Genomic DNA, 15,761 nt, shown 5'->3' with positions numbered 1-15,761 from the left:
CCCCGGTGGGCCGGTCCGACCCGGTCGGCGTACGCGCGCCACGCCGCCCGTCGCGGTAGACATTCGGGGTGGCTGCCTATCGGAACCCGAGGAGACCGGAAGTCCGGTTCGCGGTGCTCGGCCCGCTGGAGGTGCGGCACGGTGACCGGGAGGTGGCCGTACCCGGTGACCGGGCCCGCGCGCTGCTCGCCGCGCTCCTGCTGCGCGCCGGCCGGACCGTGCCGGTCGAGGACCTCGTGGCGCGGCTGTGGAACGGCGACGCGCCCGCCCCGCGCCGGGTGAAGGCGACGCTCCAGATGGTCGTGACGCGCCTGCGGCAGGCGCTCGGCGAGGCGAACGTGGTGCGCACCACCGCGAACGGCTACGCGGCGGACGTGCCGCCGGGCGCGCTGGACCTGCACGTGTTCCGCGAGCTGGCCGCGGGGGGCGAGTACGCGGCGGCGCTGCGGCTGTGGCGCGGCACGCCGGTGGCGGACGTGGCGTCGCCCGTGCTGCGCCGCGAGGACGTGCCACCGCTGCTGGAGGAGCACCTGGTGGTGCTGGAGCGGCGCATCGAGGCCGACCTGGAGGCCGGTGGCGGCGGTGAGCTGGAGGAGGAGCTGCGCGGGCTCGTCGCGCGGCACCCGTTGCGGGAGCGGTTCTGGGCCCTGCTGATGACGGCCCTGGCGCGGTCGGGACGGCGGACCGAGGCGCTCGCCGCGTACGCGGCGCTGCGCGCCAGGCTGGCCGACCAGCTGGGCGTCGAGCCCGGCCCGAACCTCCAGCGGCTGCACCGGGAACTGCCGGCGCCACGCCCGGTCGCGCCCCGCCGGCTGCCGCCGCGCACCGGGTTCTTCGTGGGCCGCCGCGCCGAGCTGGCCGCGCTGGACGGGTTGCTGGACGTCGACGCGGGCACCGTCGTGGTCGCCGCGATCGGCGGCACCGCGGGTGTCGGCAAGACCGCGCTCGCCGTGCACTGGGCGCACGAGGTGGCCGACCGGTTCCCCGACGGCCAGCTCTACGCCGACCTGCGCGGGTACGACCCGACCGCCGACCCGGTGCGGCCGGACGAGGCGATCCGGCACTTCCTGGACGCGCTGGGCGTGGACCGCGGCCGGGTCCCGGTCGGCCTGGACGCGCGGGCCGCGCTGTACCGGACGGTCCTCGCCGACCGGCGCGTCCTCGTGCTGCTGGACAACGCGCGCGACAGCGAGCAGGTGCGCCCGCTGCTGCCCGGCGGCACGGCGCCGCTCGTGCTGATCACCAGCCGCAACGACCTGAGCGGCCTGGTGGTGCGCGAGGGCGCCGTGCCGCTGTCGCTCGACCTGCTCGACGAGCCGGAGGCGCGGGCGCTGCTGGAGCGGCGGATCGGGTCGGTCGGGCGGGCCGCCGAACCGGCCGCGCTCGACTCCCTGGTGGCGCACTGCGCGGGCCTGCCGCTCGCGCTGGCCATCGTCGCCGCCCGCGCCGCGGCCGACCCGGACCTGCCGCTGGGCGCGCTCGCCGCCGAGCTGGCCGACGAGCGGACCCGGTTGGCCGCGCTGGACGCCGGCGACCCGGCCACCGCGGCGCGCGCGGTGTTCTCCTGGTCGTGCCGCCGGCTGAGCGAGCCGACCGCGCGGGTCTTCCGCCTGCTCGGCCTGCACCCCGGCCCGCACGTGACGCCCGCCGCCACCGCGAGCCTGGCGGGCGTGGGCACGCCGGCGGCGAAGGAGGCGCTGCGCGAGCTGGTGCGGTCCCGGCTGATGTCCCAGCCCGCGCCCGGCCGGTACGCCTTCCACGACCTGACCCGCCTCTACGCCGCCGACGAGGCGCGCGAGCACCACGACGAGGACGAGCGGCGCGCCGCCGTGCGCGGGCTGCTCGACCACCTGCTGCACAGCGCCGACCGGGCCGACCGGCTGCTCTACCCGCAGCGCGACCCCGTCGCGCTGGTGCCCGCCGGCCCGGGCGCGGTCCCCGTCGAGCCGGTCGACCACCGCGCCGCGCTGGCGTGGTTCGCCACCGAGCACCCGGTCCTGGTCGGTGCGGTGGAGCTGGCGCACGAGGAGGGGTTCGACGCGCACGCGTGGCAACTCGCGTGGACGGTCGCCACGTACTTCCAGCGCCAGGGCCACTGGCGCGACCAGCTGGCCACGCAGCAGGTCGCGCTGGCCGCGGGCCTCCGGCTCGGCGACCTCGACGCGCAGGTCAGGGCGCACCGCAACATCGGCCTCACCGGCATCAAGACCGGCGACCTGGACGGCGCGGCCCGGCACTACGGGCTGGCGCTGGAGCTGTCCTCCCGGCTGGGTGACGACTTCGGCCGCGCCCGCGCGCACCGGGGCCTGGCCGCGGTGCACGAGCAGCGCGGCCGGTACGAGGACTCGCTGCGCGAGTGCGCGAGCGCCCTGGAGCTGTTCCGCGGGTCGGGGCGGCCGGCGGCCGTGGCGGGCGCGCTGAACGCGGTGGGCTGGTTCCACAGCCTCCTCGGCGACCACGACGCCGCGTTGGCGCACTGCCGGGAGGCGCTGTCCGCGTTCCGCGAGCTGGGGGACCTGTTCGGCCAGGCCGGCGCCCTGGACAGCCTCGGCCACGCGCTGCACCACTCCGGGCGGCACGACGAGGCGGTGGCCCGGTTCCGCGAGGCCGTGGAGCTGTGGCGCGACACCGGCGCGAAGGACGAGGAGGCCCGCACGTCGCGCCGCCTCGGCCACGCCGAGCGGGACCGCGGCGACGTGCCCGCCGCCCTGGCCGCGCTGGAGCGGGCGGCGGAGCTGTTCGACGGCCTCGACCCGGCGGAGGCCGCCGCGGTGCGCGAGGAGGTCAGCCGGCTGTCGCCGGCCCGTCACGGCGGGTGATCCCACGGGTAGACTGGCGGTGGTCGTTCCGGGACGGGTCGCTGGTGGGGGAGGGCTCGTTGACTGCTGAGTTCGGGGTGCTCGGCCCCCTGTCCGTCCGGTACTCGGGGACCCCGGTGGCCGTGCCCGCGGGCAAGGCGCGCGTGCTGCTGGCCTCGCTGCTGCTGCGCGCGGGCGAGGTCGTGCCGGTGGACGACCTCGTGGCCCGGCTGTGGGACGGCGGCGCGCCCGACCCGTCGCGGGCCCGCGCCACGCTGCACATGACCGTCACCCGGCTGCGCCAGGCGCTCGGCGCGGCGAACGTGGTCCGCACCGCGCCCGGCGGGTACGTCGCCGAGGTCGCCCCCGACGCCCTCGACCTGCACCGCTTCCGGTCGCTCGTGCGGTGTGGCCGGTACGCCGAGGCGTTGGCGCTGTGGCGCGGCGAGCCGCTGTCCGACGTGCGGTCCGACGTGCTGCACGCGGAGGACGTGGCGCCGCTGCACGAGGAGCGCACCGCCGCGCTGGAGCACCGCGTCGAGGCCGACCTCGCCGCCGGCGCCGCCCGGGACCTGGTGGCCGAGCTGCGCTCGCTGGTCCGGCTGCACCCGCTGCGGGAACGCCTGCACGGCCAGCTGATGCTCGCGCTGTACCGGTCGGACCGGCAGGCCGAGGCGCTGGCCGCCTACCGCGCCGCGCGTCGGGTGCTGGCCGCCGAACTGGGCGTCGAACCGGGCCCGGCGCTGCGGGAGCTGCACGAGCGCATCCTGATCGCCAACCCCGACCTGGCGCCCGCGCCGCCACCCCGGTCGGAGCCGGTCGCCGTGCCTCACCTGCTGCCCGCGCGCAGCCCGCACTTCGTGGGCCGGGAGGAGGAGCTGGCCGAGCTGTCCGCGCACGCCCGGCGCGCGGCGGGCCCGGGGCTCGTCGTGATCAGCGGCACGGCGGGCGTCGGCAAGACGACGGTGGCCGTGCACTGGGCCAACCAGGTCGCCGACTCCTTCCCCGACGGCCGGCTGTACGTGAACCTGCGCGGTTTCGACCCGACCGGCGAACCGGTGCCGACCGGCGAGGCCGTCCGGGGTTTCCTCGACGCGTTCGAGGTCCCGCCCGCCCGCATCCCGGCCACCACCGAGGGCCAGGTCCGGCTGTACCGGGACACGGTCGGCGACCGGCGGCTGCTGATCGTGCTGGACAACGCCCGCGACGTCGAGCAGGTGCGCCCGCTGCTGCCCGGCGGTTCGCGCTGCTTCGTCGTCGTCACCAGCCGGGACCGGCTGGCCGGGCTGTGCGACACCGAGGGCGCCCACCCGCTCACCCTCGACATGCTCGACGACGCCGAGGCGCGCACCCTGCTCGCCCGCAGGCTCGGCCGGGACCGCCTGGAGCGGGACGAGGCCGCGACGGAGGCCCTGGTCGGGCACTGCGCGGGCCTGCCGCTGGCACTGGCCGTGGTGGCCGCGCGCGCCGCCGTGAACCCGCACTTCCCGATCGGCCTGGTCGTCGAGGAGCTGGCCGACGAGCAGGACCGGCTCGACTTCCTCGACGCGGGCGACCCGGACGCGAGCGTCCGCAACGTCTTCTCCTGGTCCTACCGGCACCTGGGCCCGGCCGCGGCCCGGCTGTTCCGGTTGCTCGGCAGGCACCCCGGCGTGACGCTGTCCACGCCCGCCGCCGCCGCGCTGGCCGGCGTGCCGCTGCCCGGGGCGGTCGCCGCGATCGAGGAGCTGACCCGCGCGCACCTGCTGTTCGAGCACGGCCCCGACCGGTACTCCACCTACGACCTGCTGCGCTGGTACGCGGCGGAGCTGTCGGCCGCCGAGGACGCCGACGCCGACGAGGCGGCCGACCGCGCCCTCAACTGGTACCTGCACACCGGCCACCGGGCCAAGCGGTGGATGACGTCGGACTACGTCGAACCCGGGCTGCCGGTGCTCGACGGCGTGCGGCCGGAGGAGTTCGACTCGTTCGAGGCCGCCACCGCGTGGTTCGAGGCCGAGCACCTGAACTTCGTGCTGCTGGCGCGCGCCGCCGCCGACCGCGGCCGGTGCGAGTACGTGCCGCAGATGTCGGCCGTCTCGTGGAACTTCCTCAACACCCGGTCGAAGTGGGCCGAGATCCTGTCGCTCGGCCGGCTGGGCGTCGAGGCGGCCCGGCGCCTCGGCGACGCGCACGCGGAAACGGTGACCCGCATCAACCTGAGCAGCGTGTGCGGCAGGCTCGGCCGGTTCGACGAGTCGATCGCGCACTCGACGCGGTGCGTGGAGCTGAGCGAGGCGCACGGCGACGACCGCATCCTGCGCAAGGCCCTCAACAACCTCGGCATGGCGCACAGCGCGACCGGCCGCAACGACCTGGCCGTCGACTGCCTGCTGCGCGCCCTGGAGATCTGCCACCGGCAGGAGGGCAGGCCGGGGGAGAGCATCCTGCTGGACACCCTCGCCACGATCCACCGCGCCGACGGCGAGCGCGAGCGGGCGCTGGAGTGCCTGGAACGCGCGCTGGACCTCAACCTCGGCGCGGGCGACCGCTACTCGGCCGGCATCAACCTCGCCAACCTGGGCCTGATCCACCTGGAACTGTCCGACCTGGACGCCGCGGCGCTCGCGCTGGACCGCTCCCTGGAGCACAGCCGGGCCGTCGGCGACCGCCACAACGAGGCGCTCGCGCTGACCCGCCTGGGCGACGTCCGGCACGCGGCCGGCGACACCGCCACCGCCCGCCGCCACTGGCGCGACGCGCTCGTCGTCTTCCGCGAGCTGGGCGCGCCGGAGATGCGCGAGCCCGGCGAGCGCCTGCTCGCCCACGGCACGTCCGTCGGGTGACCGCGGCGCGGGCGCACCGGCCGCCGCCCGCCCGCGTCCCGCCGGGTTAGCCGACGGGCGGCCCGCGCCGTGGGGTATGCATATGCGGGCAGGCGGACCCCGGCCGACGAGGGGATGACGGATGACCTTGCACGTGGCGGTGGACTTCGGCACGTCCAGCACCTGCGTCGCCATGTCGCTGAACGGCCGGGAACCGCAGGTCGTGGTCGTCGACGGTCAGCCGATCGTGCCCTCCGCCGTGTTCGCCGCGGCCGACGGGACGCTGTTCGTCGGGCAGGAGGCGGAGCGGCAGGCGGCCGTGGACCCGGCTCGCTACGAGCCCCACCCGAAGCGCCGGGTCGACGAGGGTGAACTGCTGCTCGGCACGTCCGTGCTGCCGGTCGTGGACGTGGTGCGCGCCGTGCTGGCGCGGGCCGTGGACGAGGCGCGGCGGGTCGCGGGCGGCGCGCCGGTCGACCTGCTCGTGCTCACCCACCCCGCCGACTGGGGCGCCATCCGCACCCGCGTGCTGCTCCGGGCCGGGCGCGGGTTGGGCCGGGACGTCCGGCTGGTGCCGGAGCCCGTCGCGGCGGCCGTGTTCCACTCCGCGTCGCACGCCGTCCAGGACGGCGCGGCGCTGGCCGTGCTCGACCTCGGCGGGGGCACGGCGGACGCGAGCGTGGTGGTCCGCCGGGGCGGGGCGTTCCAGGTCCTCGCGACCAAGGGCGATCCCGGCTTCGGCGGCGCGGACGTCGACCAGGCGCTGCTGGAGCACATCGGCTCGCTCGTCGCGCCCGGCGACCCGGAGGCGTGGCGGCAGCTCGTCGAGGGCCGCGAGCTGATCGACCGCCGGCGTCGGCGGGTGCTGCGGCAGGACGTGCGGGGCGCGAAGGAGACGCTGTCCCGGCACGCCTACACCGACGTGCCGATGCCGCCGCCGTTCCCCGACGCGCACGTCACCCGCACCGACCTCGAACGCCTGGTCACCACCCCGCTCACCCGGGCCGCCGCGCTGGTGGTCACGGCCGTGCGCGACGCCGGCCTGGAACCGCGCGGGCTCGCGGGCGTGTTCCTCGTCGGCGGGTCGAGCCGCATCCCGCTGGTGGCCCGGCTCGTGCTGGAGCAGTCCGGGGTGGTGCCCACGAGCATCGACCAGCCGGAGACGGTGGTCGCGCGCGGCGCGCTGCGGGCCGTGCGGGTGGACCCGCTGCGCACCGGGGCGATCCCGCCGCCGGGCCAGGGCGACGTGACGCAGAAGATCACCGGCGACCGGACCCGCAAGATCACCCGGAAGATCACCGCGCCGTCGCCGCCGTCCGGCTTCCCCCGGCCCGTCCACTTCGGACCGTCGCCGCTCCCGCCACCGCCACCGCCGCCACCGCCGCGCGGGCCGAACCGCCTGCCGCTGGTCGTGCTCGGCGCCGTGGTCGCGCTCGCGGCCGTCGGCGGGTCCGTGGCGTACGCGCTGAGCCGGGACGGCGACGGCGGCACCGCGCAGCCGACGAGCACGACCACCACCACCACGTCCTCCGCCGCGGGCAAGACGATCGCCCAGTACGACTACAGCTTCACCGCGCCGGTCGGCTGGCAGCAGACCGGCGGCCAGGTCGAGACCCGGAAGGTGCTGCTCAAGCCCGACTCGGCGGACCTCGACCTGGACGTCATCGCGGTGCAGGAGCAGAAGCTCGCCTACGACGCCACCGCCGACCGCGCCCGCGCCGAGACCGAGCTGCGCACGCTGTACGACCAGGGCGCGAACCTGTCCGGTTTCGACGCTTCGGCCGGCTTCGCGGGCAAGGATGTCGTTTACTACCGGGAAGCGGCGGGCGCGGCGACCATCGAGTGGTACGTGCTGTTCGAGGGCTCGGTCCAGGTCAGCGTCGGGTGCCAGTACCCGGAGGACGGGCGCGACCGGGTCCGCCCCGCGTGCGAGCAGGTCGTGCGCACGCTCACCGTGACCGGTTAGACCGTGACCAGCCGGACCGCGACCGGGCCGCGCCCCGGCCGGCCGAACACCGCGTGGGGGTTGTGATGACCGGCATCTCGGAGGCCGTGGCCAGGTTCCGCTCGGACCTCGACGCGGCGGTGACCAGGGGCCGCCGCGCCGCAGCCGAGGCGGGCGCGAGGACCGCCGCCCAGCGCGACCGGAACCGGGAGTTGGCCGAGCGGGCGCGCGAGCGGCGCGTGCGGCCCGACGGGCACGCCCCGACGTCCCAGGACGTCCAACGCGTCGCCACCGGGTTCCGCGAGCACCGGGGGCTGCCGGTCGAGGAACTGCCCACCGGTGTGGAACTGCTCACCCCGCCGGACGGGAAATCGCGAGAGCAAACGGACGCGAATGCAAATCCCGTTCCTTCGCCGCCGTTCTCGGGTTCTCGTCCCGCAGCGGGTCCCAGCGGCCAACTCCCGTCCCGCACCGACGATGACGAGGACTTTTCGCAAGCGCGAATCCTCTACTGACCCGAAGGTGCGTTTACTACCGCAACTACTTCGGAGGAAGTCGCGACACGGCGGAACCGTTCGTGGGAGGGTCTGCGTCGGAAGAGGCGTACGGACCAAGAACGCCTGATCGACGACCTAGGGGGTCACGCCCGATGAGCGGTTACGCAACCGGTGTTCCGGAGCTCCAGAACGCGGCTACCGACATCATGAACGTGAACGACCAGACCCAGGCCACGCTGAACCAGCTCCGCAACACGATCGACGCGGTGAGCGGTGCGTGGCGGGGTAGCGCGGCCGACGCGTTCAAGAACCTGATGGACCGCTTCAACACCGACGCCGCGAAGCTCCAGGAGGCGCTCGTCTCCATCGCCGAGCAGATCAGCGGCGCGACGCAGACCTACGTGCAGCAGGAAGAGGAGCAGGCCGCGGAGATGTCGAACATCATGGGTCGCCTCGGCGGCTGATGTTTTCCCCCGCGTTTTCCTCTGATTCACCGGCAATGCCTCTTCTGCTTGATACGACTTCCGAGGGGAAATCATGAACGACGAGATCAAGGTTGACTTCGGCGCGCTGTCCACGGCCGCCGGCGACATCTCCGGCCAGGCCAGCCAGGTGCAGCAGCAGCTCGACGAGCTGAAGAGCCGCATCGACCCGGTCATCGCCCAGTGGCAGGGTGCGTCGTCCGACGCGTACGCCCAGGCGCAGGCCAAGTGGAACGAGTCGGCCTCCGGCCTCCAGCAGGTGCTCGCCGCCATCGGTACCGCCGTCGCCTCCGCGAACGACGCGTACAACGCGGCGGAGCGGAAGAACGAGGGCCGCTGGGGCTGAGTCCGGCCCCACCGCGCATCGCGGGCCCCGGGACCCACGTGGTCCCGGGGCCCGCGCACGTGTGACCCGCACCACCCCGGCCGCTCGCGGACGACGGCCGCGAGCGGTTCCGGAACCGGGTTGACCGGGGGCCGTTTTGACCGCCCCGATCCCACCCGGTATCTTCCTACGTTGTTGTGCGGTACCCGGTGTGCACCATGCGCGCCTCGTGTTCTGGTCCTCTGCCCACCTGGGGTCTCTGGCCTGAGCAACCGCCGCAATGACCCCAGACGCAAGTTGACGACGAGGTAGACCCGTGCGCACGTACAGCCCGAAGCCCGGCGAGGTGACCCGAGCCTGGCACGTGATCGACGCCCAGGACCTGGTGCTCGGTCGGCTCGCCACCCAGGCCGCGACGCTGCTGCGCGGCAAGCACAAGCCGACTTACGCCCCCCACGTTGACACCGGTGACTTCGTCATCGTCATCAACGCGGACAAGGTGGCGCTGACCGGCAAGAAGCGTGACCAGGAGTTCGTGTACCGGCACTCCGGCTTCCCGGGCGGCCTGCGCCAGCGCTCGTTCGGCGAGGTGCTCGACACCCGCGCCGACCGGCTGGTCGAGAAGGCGATCAAGGGCATGCTGCCCAAGAACCGCCTCGGCCGCGCGATGGCGGGCAAGCTCAAGGTCTACACGGGCCCGAACCACCCGCACGCTGCGCAGCAGCCGCAGCCGTACGAGATCAAGAAGGTCGGCCAGTGACCGAGCCGCAGCAGACCGAGGACACCGACGTGACGACCCCTGAGGCCGAGCTCGACGCCGTCGAGACCGACGCCGACGAGACCGCCCCCGAGGCTGTCGAGGGCACCGAGGCCGACGCCACGGAGGCCACCGACGCCGAGGACACCGACGCCGTCGAGGCGGAGGGTGACGCCGACGCCGAGGGCGCCGAGGACACCGACGCCGCGCCCGTCGTGCGCCACACCCTGAACGCGGGTGCGCACCACCTCGCGCAGACCGTCGGCCGCCGCAAGCAGGCGATCGTCCGCGTGCGGCTCCTCCCCGGCACCGGCAAGTTCACCCTGAACGGGAAGTCGATGGACGACTACTTCCCGAACAAGGTGCACCAGCAGCTCATCCGCGAGCCCCTGGTGACGACGGAGAAGCCGGAGACGTTCGACGTCATCGCGACCCTGCGCGGCGGCGGCACCACCGGCCAGGCCGGTGCGCTGCGCCTCGCGATCGCGCGTGCGCTGATCGCCGTCGACTCCGAGGACCGCCCGGTGCTGAAGAAGGCCGGCTTCCTCACCCGTGACCCGCGGGTCAAGGAGCGGAAGAAGTACGGTCTGAAGAAGGCCCGCAAGGCGCCTCAGTACAGCAAGCGCTGACCCCACCCGGGTCCGCGAGCACCACCCCGCGGGAGCAGCCAGTTCTTCGTTCTTCGTCGAACTGCTGCTCCCGCGGTGTTTTTTCCAGCGAGAGTCCTGCCAGTCCGTTCCGCCAGCCCAGTGTTGCGCACTTCACGTGGAGGTCACGGCGATCATGCCCCGCCTGTTCGGTACCGACGGCGTACGCGGTCTCGCCAACGCGGACCTGACCCCCGAGCTGGCGCTGTCGCTGGCCGCTTCCGCGGCGCGCGTGCTGGCCGAGCACGACCGGTCGCACCGGCCGGTCGCCGTGGTCGGCAGGGACCCGCGCGCCAGCGGCGAGATGCTGGAGGCGGCCGTGGTGGCGGGTCTCACGTCGGCGGGTGCGGACGTGCTGCGCGCGGGCGTGCTGCCCACGCCGGCCGTGGCCCACCTGGTGGCCGCGCTGGGCGCCGACGTCGGCGTGATGATCTCCGCGTCGCACAACCCGATGCCCGACAACGGCATCAAGCTCTTCGCCGCGGGCGGGCACAAGCTGCCCGACGCGGTCGAGGACGAGATCGAGCAGAAGATGGGCGAGCGCCCGCACCGCCCGACCGGCGCCGGCATCGGCCGGGTCCGCGACATCGAGGACGCCGAGGGCCAGTACGTGCAGCACCTGGTCAAGGTGACGCCGCACCGGCTCGACGGCCTGAAGGTCGTCGTGGACTGCGCGCACGGCGCCGCGTCCGTCGCCGCGCCGGACGCCTACCGCCGCGCGGGCGCCGAGGTCGTGGAGATGCACTGCGCGCCGAACGGCCTGAACATCAACGACGGCGTCGGGTCGAACCACGTGGCGCTGCTGCGCGCCGCCGTCGTGGAGCACGGCGCGGACCTCGGCATCGCGCACGACGGTGACGCGGACCGCTGCGTGGCGGTCGACGCCGACGGCAACGACCTGGACGGCGACCAGGTGATGGCCGTGCTGGCGCTGGGCATGAAGGAATCCGGTGAGCTGACCGACGACACGCTGGTCGCCACCGTCATGAGCAACCTGGGCCTGCACATCGCGATGCGCGAGCACGGCATCGCCCTGAGGACCACGGCGGTGGGCGACCGGTACGTGCTGGAGGAGCTGCGCGCGGGCGGGTTCGCCCTCGGCGGCGAGCAGTCCGGCCACGTCATCCTGCCCGCGCACGCCACCACCGGCGACGGCCTGCTGACCGCGCTGCGCCTGATGGCCCGCATGGCCGAGACGGGCAAGCCGCTGGCCGAGCTGGCGTCGGTGATGCACCGGCTGCCGCAGGTGCTGCTGAACGTCGTCGTGGCCGACAAGGCCGCGGTGGCGACGGACGCCGCCGTGAAGGAGGCCGTGGCCGCCGTGGAGGCCGAGCTGGGCGACACCGGTCGGGTGCTGCTGCGCCCGTCGGGCACCGAGCAGCTGGTCCGGGTGATGGTGGAGGCGGCGACGCACGAGCTGGCCGAGTCCGCCGCGCAGCGCCTCGCCGGTGTGGTTTCCTCGGTGCACTGACGCCTCACGCCCGGGGGTCCGCATGGTGCGGTTCGGCTACGCCTCGATGGCGATCATCGCGCTGGTGGTGATCGCCGTCGTCGTGCTCGTGGTGGTGCTGGTGAAGAAGGGCCGGAACAGGCCCGGTCCCCGGCCGCCGCACGGGCACCCCGGTCAGCCCTACGGGCAACCGTACGGCCCGCCGCAGGCCGGCCCGCCGCACGGCCCACCGCCGTACCCGCCCGGTCAGCCGCCGCAGCCGCCCCGGCAGGGCTGACCAGCCCGGTCGCCCACGCGTGCGACGAGACCGGAAAGGTGTCCGGGCAGCCGCGCGAGCTGCCACGATGGGAACCACGAGCCGCACGCCCGCGTCGTACCGGGCGAGTCGGTTGAGAGGGTCGTGGCCGTCGTGCCACGGAGGGGAGTGGATCGCCGTGGCCGGTTACGGCACCAGTACCGAGGCGATGCGTAAGGCCTCGAAGGGCATTTCCGACGCCGCCAAGGACACGGCCGACGAGCTGAAGAAGGTCGGCCAGACCGAGACGATCTCCCGCGACTTCGGCGAGGCGCACCAGCAGCACTTCGCCAAGTACAAGACGGGGATCGACAACTTCGGCAAGGGCATCGCGAACATGACCGGCGTGCTGGCCGGGTTCGCCGGGAAGATCGGCTCCGGCGCCGCGACCTACGACGACGTCGAGTCCACCAACGCGGGCAACGTGGGGAGCCAGTACTGATGGCGACGCCGAGCTGGGACGACGTCAAGGCGGTCCTCGACGACCCGAACGTGTCGGAGGACAAGAAGGCGGAGCTGATGCACGCCTACGTCTCCGACACCGCGCCGTGGAACATCCCCGACGACGCCAACGCCTACAAGGACCGCTACGACACCTCCAGCTTCTGGAACTGGGGCGACGGCGCGTCCGCGGACAACGGGCTCCAGAGCCGCTACGACGAGGCCAAGGCCGAGGGCGAGTCCAACAGCTACAACTCCCGCGAGCAGACCAAGGCGGTCGAGGACGGGCAGGCGTCCCTGGACGGCTCGCAGGCCCCCACCTCGGCCGGCACCGGTGTGAAGCTGTCCGACGAGCTGTTCGACGCGGGCAAGGCGGGCCTGAAGGTCTTCGAGAAGTTCGAGCCCATCTGGAACAACCGGCCCGGCGACTGCGTCGGCAACACGCACTCGCTGAACATGGCCGAGCACGTCAACAAGCCGTACGACGAGCAGCGGGGGATCAACTTCCACAAGCTGCTCATGGAGGCCGACGAGTTCAGCAGCGCGAAGTCCCGCGTCGACGAGATGAAGTCGGACGTGGACACGCAGCTCAACGCCCTGTACGGCGAGTGGGACGGTGCGGCGTCCCAGGCGTCGCGGGAGCACTACAGCGGCGACATCGTGCCGAAGATCACCGAACTGGGTGACGCCCTGAACGGGGCCGCCGAGCTGACCCGCACCGCCGTCAGCGGCGTGTACGAGCTGTGCAAGGGCAAGGCCGACGAGGTGCTCGGCATGTACCGGGAGCAGATCGGCCAGGCGGACACGTTCATGGCGGAGAAGGTCGTCTCGTTCGCGCGCGGCGAGGGCGACTACTCCAAGGACCGGGTGCTGGAGATCGCGGGCTGGGTCGACTCGAAGACCGGCAGCAACATCGCGGACCGCATCCACTCCGACGACTGCTCGCTGAACGACGAGAACCGCGACTACGCGATCAACCAGTGCAAGAAGTGGATCAGGGACTCGTTCAACACCGAGTTCTGGGGCCTCTACGAGCAGTTCAAGCAGTGCTGCGCGGAGACGAAGACCTCCGTCGACGCGCAGTGGGACACGCTCGCCAACTACATGGCCGAGTTCGAGAGCCCGTTCCCCGAGCCCTCGTCGGGGCAGGGTGACGACGGCACCGGCACGGGCGGCGACGGCACCGGCGGGGGTGGCGGCACCGGTGGCGGCGGCACGGGGTCGGGCGGCGGCACGGGGTCGGGCGGCGGCGGCATGCCCGGCGGCGGCATGCCCGGTGGCGGCATGCCCGGTGGCGGCATGCCCGGTGGCGGCATGCCCGGTGGCGGCAGCGGGAGCGGCGGTGGCGGTGCCATGCCGGAGATCCCGAAGCCGGAGAACCCGCTCGACAAGGACGGCGACGGCAAGCCCGACGAGATCAAGGTCCCGGGGGACACCGACGGGGACGGCAAGCCCGACGACCTCGACGGCGACGGCAAGCCGGACGACCAGCAGGGCGGTGAGCCCGACGGCCTCAAGGGCGAGGAGGAGAACCCCGAGACCGTCACCATCAAGAGCGGCGACAACGAGATCAAGATCACCGAGCCGGACGCGAACGGCCACGTGAGGATCACCGTCGACACGCCGCAGAGCGAGCCGAAGACCTACGACGTCGACTTCAGCGACAACCCCGACGCGCTGAAGGCCCTGATGGGCCAGAACGGCGGCGCGGCGCCGGCCGGCGCGCCGGCGGGCGCGACCCCGGCGTCCGGTGCCGGCGTGCCGGGCGGGGCGCAGGCCGGCGCGGCCAGTGCCCTGTTCGCCGCGGGCGAGGACGGCGGCCGAGCGGGCGCGGACGGTGCCATCCCGATCGAGGCCGGCGCGGACGGCAAGGCGCTGATCGAGCTGGACGGCCTGGCCATCACGGCCGAGGTCGACCCGCTGACCGGTGAGATCAACCTGACCGTGGACGACGGCGACGGGTCGCCGGAGCAGTACGGCGTGGAGTTCGGCGAGGACACCCCGGACTCCGGTTCGGACGCGGCGGCCGTGCCCGACCTGCCGAGCGCGGACCGGCCCGGCGACGTGACCACGATGCCCGCGCCGGCCGAGCCGCTGATCGGTCAGCCCGCGCCCGCCTTCACCGCGCCGGAGCCGGTCGCGATGCCGGCTCCGGACGGCGGCTTCACCGAGCCCCAGGGCGCGCCGATGCCGGTCGCCGGTGGTGGTGCGGCCGGTGGTGGTGCGGTCGGGGGCGGCGGGTTCGCGGGCGGCTTCACCGAGCCCTCGGGTGCGCCCACGCCCGCCGCCGGCGTCCCGCTGCCCGGTGGCGGCGGTCCGGGCTTCGCCGGCGGTTTCGACGGCGGTGGCGGGTTCGGCGGGGGTCCCGGTGGTGGCGGCTTCGTCGCCGGGCCCGCGTTCGACGGCCCCGGCCAGTACAACACCGAGGGCACCACGTCCGCGTCCGGCGCGTCGGTGCTCGGCGGCGGCCCGAGCGGCTTCAACGGGGCCGACTCGGTGCTCGGCGGCTCGTCGTCCGGTTCGGACGGCACGTGGAGCGCCCCGAACTCGGCCGACCAGGGCCTGGCGGCGGACACCAACGCCTCCCAGGCGGGGCAGGCCGGTTCGGCGACCCTGCCGTCCATGCACGACGGCAGCACCGCGGGCCAGCCGGCCGGTTCGGCCGTCGGCGGCGGCATGATGGGCGGCATGGCCGGTGGGATGCCCGCCGCCGGCGGCCAGCAGGGCGGCGGCGGCGACAACGAGCGCAGCAGCCCCGGGCAGTGGCGCACGACCGGCTCGCTGTTCGACGACGACGTCGCCCTCAGCCGGGTCCAGGGCGTGCTGGGTGAGGAGCGCCGATGAGCGTCGCGTCGGAGAGGTTGGCCGCGGCCAAGAGCCGCCTGGACGAGATCTCGCGGGAGCACGCGGACCGGCGTGAGCTGCGGGAACGACGTTCGCGCGAGGCCAAGGAGCAGGCCGCCGACAGCTTCTCGAAGCAGGGGCGGGTCGCGCAGAAGGTCGTCGAGCGCATCGAGGAGACCGAAGCGCGCCGGAAGGCCGCCGGCGGTTGGGGCACGCAGGCCGCCACGGAGAAGAAGCCGGGCGAGTTCCGCTTCGGTGCCGAGGACGACGAGCCGACCTACGAGGCGCCGGCGCCGGGCAACGCGTGGACCACGCCCGCGCCGACGCCCCCGACCACGCCGTTCCCCGCGGTGGCGGCCCCGGTTCCGCCGCCCCCGCCGCCGCCCGCGGTGCGGCCGGCTCCCCGGCGTCCCGCGCCGGTGGACGACGAGGACTTCGGCGGGCAGAGCTGGTTGACGTGAGGCACGCGACGGCCC

13 protein-coding genes are annotated in these 15,761 nt (G+C 74.3%); all 13 read left to right on the top strand.

Annotation, left to right across the window (positions count from 1 at the left end):
- The first annotated feature begins 68 nt into the window (after positions 1-68).
- The 13 genes from CKY47_RS00660 (at position 69) to CKY47_RS00600 (ending at position 15,746) form a co-directional block, all read left to right on the top strand.
- The gene (locus CKY47_RS00660; protein ID WP_306743613.1) at positions 69-2,819 is read left to right on the top strand and encodes an ATP-binding protein; all 2,751 of its coding nucleotides are present in this window, start codon (positions 69-71) and stop codon (positions 2,817-2,819) included.
- 59 nt (positions 2,820-2,878) lie between these two features.
- Entirely contained in the window at positions 2,879-5,623 is a 2,745-nt protein-coding gene (locus CKY47_RS00655; protein ID WP_306743612.1) for an AfsR/SARP family transcriptional regulator, read from the top strand.
- Positions 5,624-5,744: 121 nt separating this feature from the next.
- Positions 5,745-7,568 carry a type VII secretion-associated protein gene (locus CKY47_RS00650; protein WP_306743611.1) on the top strand — a complete coding sequence of 608 codons (1,824 nt, stop codon included), beginning with the start codon at positions 5,745-5,747 and terminating at the stop codon, positions 7,566-7,568.
- Positions 7,569-7,633: 65 nt separating this feature from the next.
- On the top strand, positions 7,634-8,062 hold the full coding sequence (locus CKY47_RS00645; RefSeq protein ID WP_306743610.1) for a hypothetical protein: 429 nt from the start codon (positions 7,634-7,636) through the stop codon (positions 8,060-8,062).
- 134 nt (positions 8,063-8,196) lie between these two features.
- A complete protein-coding gene (locus CKY47_RS00640; protein WP_306743609.1) occupies positions 8,197-8,508 on the top strand; it encodes a WXG100 family type VII secretion target in 312 nt (103 codons plus the stop codon).
- Between the two features lie 73 nt (positions 8,509-8,581).
- A complete protein-coding gene (locus tag CKY47_RS00635) occupies positions 8,582-8,872 on the top strand; it encodes a WXG100 family type VII secretion target (RefSeq protein WP_306743608.1) in 291 nt (96 codons plus the stop codon).
- 295 nt (positions 8,873-9,167) lie between these two features.
- Positions 9,168-9,611 carry a 50S ribosomal protein L13 gene (gene rplM / locus CKY47_RS00630; protein ID WP_306743607.1) on the top strand — a complete coding sequence of 148 codons (444 nt, stop codon included), beginning with the start codon at positions 9,168-9,170 and terminating at the stop codon, positions 9,609-9,611.
- Positions 9,608-10,237: a 30S ribosomal protein S9 gene (gene rpsI, locus CKY47_RS00625; protein ID WP_306743606.1), complete on the top strand. Its 630-nt coding sequence runs from the start codon at positions 9,608-9,610 to the stop codon at positions 10,235-10,237. Before rplM ends, rpsI begins: the two co-directional genes overlap by 4 nt.
- Before the next feature lie 154 nt (positions 10,238-10,391).
- On the top strand, positions 10,392-11,726 hold the full coding sequence (gene glmM / locus CKY47_RS00620; protein WP_306743605.1) for a phosphoglucosamine mutase: 1,335 nt from the start codon (positions 10,392-10,394) through the stop codon (positions 11,724-11,726).
- A gap of 22 nt (positions 11,727-11,748) precedes the next feature.
- Positions 11,749-11,982, top strand: a complete 234-nt coding sequence (locus CKY47_RS00615) for a hypothetical protein (RefSeq protein ID WP_306743604.1) — start codon at positions 11,749-11,751, stop codon at positions 11,980-11,982.
- Between the two features lie 187 nt (positions 11,983-12,169).
- Entirely contained in the window at positions 12,170-12,442 is a 273-nt protein-coding gene (locus CKY47_RS00610) for a hypothetical protein (protein ID WP_306743603.1), read from the top strand.
- A complete protein-coding gene (locus CKY47_RS00605) occupies positions 12,442-15,285 on the top strand; it encodes a WXG100 family type VII secretion target (protein ID WP_306743602.1) in 2,844 nt (947 codons plus the stop codon). The genes CKY47_RS00610 and CKY47_RS00605 overlap by 1 nt, the downstream gene beginning before the upstream one ends.
- A complete protein-coding gene (locus CKY47_RS00600; protein WP_306743601.1) occupies positions 15,282-15,746 on the top strand; it encodes a hypothetical protein in 465 nt (154 codons plus the stop codon). Before CKY47_RS00605 ends, CKY47_RS00600 begins: the two co-directional genes overlap by 4 nt.
- The last annotated feature ends 15 nt before the right edge of the window (positions 15,747-15,761 follow it).

Source organism: Saccharothrix longispora (assembly GCF_030852425.1).
Classification (GTDB): Bacteria; Actinomycetota; Actinomycetes; order Mycobacteriales; family Pseudonocardiaceae; genus Actinosynnema; species Actinosynnema longispora.
The sequence above is the reverse complement of the archived record's forward strand: the minus strand, read 5'-3'. Positions and strand labels throughout refer to the sequence as shown.

What these genes read in the sequence shown, in the direction of transcription:
- CKY47_RS00650 (WP_306743611.1), top strand. Translation starts at nt 5,745, where the DNA reads ATGACCTTGCACGTGGCGGTGGACTTCGGCACGTCCAGCACCTGCGTC.
- CKY47_RS00645 (WP_306743610.1), top strand. Translation starts at nt 7,634, where the DNA reads ATGACCGGCATCTCGGAGGCCGTGGCCAGGTTCCGCTCGGACCTCGAC.
- CKY47_RS00640 (WP_306743609.1), top strand. Translation starts at nt 8,197, where the DNA reads ATGAGCGGTTACGCAACCGGTGTTCCGGAGCTCCAGAACGCGGCTACC.
- CKY47_RS00635 (WP_306743608.1), top strand. Translation starts at nt 8,582, where the DNA reads ATGAACGACGAGATCAAGGTTGACTTCGGCGCGCTGTCCACGGCCGCC.
- glmM (WP_306743605.1), top strand. Translation starts at nt 10,392, where the DNA reads ATGCCCCGCCTGTTCGGTACCGACGGCGTACGCGGTCTCGCCAACGCG.
- CKY47_RS00615 (WP_306743604.1), top strand. Translation starts at nt 11,749, where the DNA reads ATGGTGCGGTTCGGCTACGCCTCGATGGCGATCATCGCGCTGGTGGTG.
- CKY47_RS00610 (WP_306743603.1), top strand. Translation starts at nt 12,170, where the DNA reads ATGCGTAAGGCCTCGAAGGGCATTTCCGACGCCGCCAAGGACACGGCC.
- CKY47_RS00605 (WP_306743602.1), top strand. Translation starts at nt 12,442, where the DNA reads ATGGCGACGCCGAGCTGGGACGACGTCAAGGCGGTCCTCGACGACCCG.
- CKY47_RS00600 (WP_306743601.1), top strand. Translation starts at nt 15,282, where the DNA reads ATGAGCGTCGCGTCGGAGAGGTTGGCCGCGGCCAAGAGCCGCCTGGAC.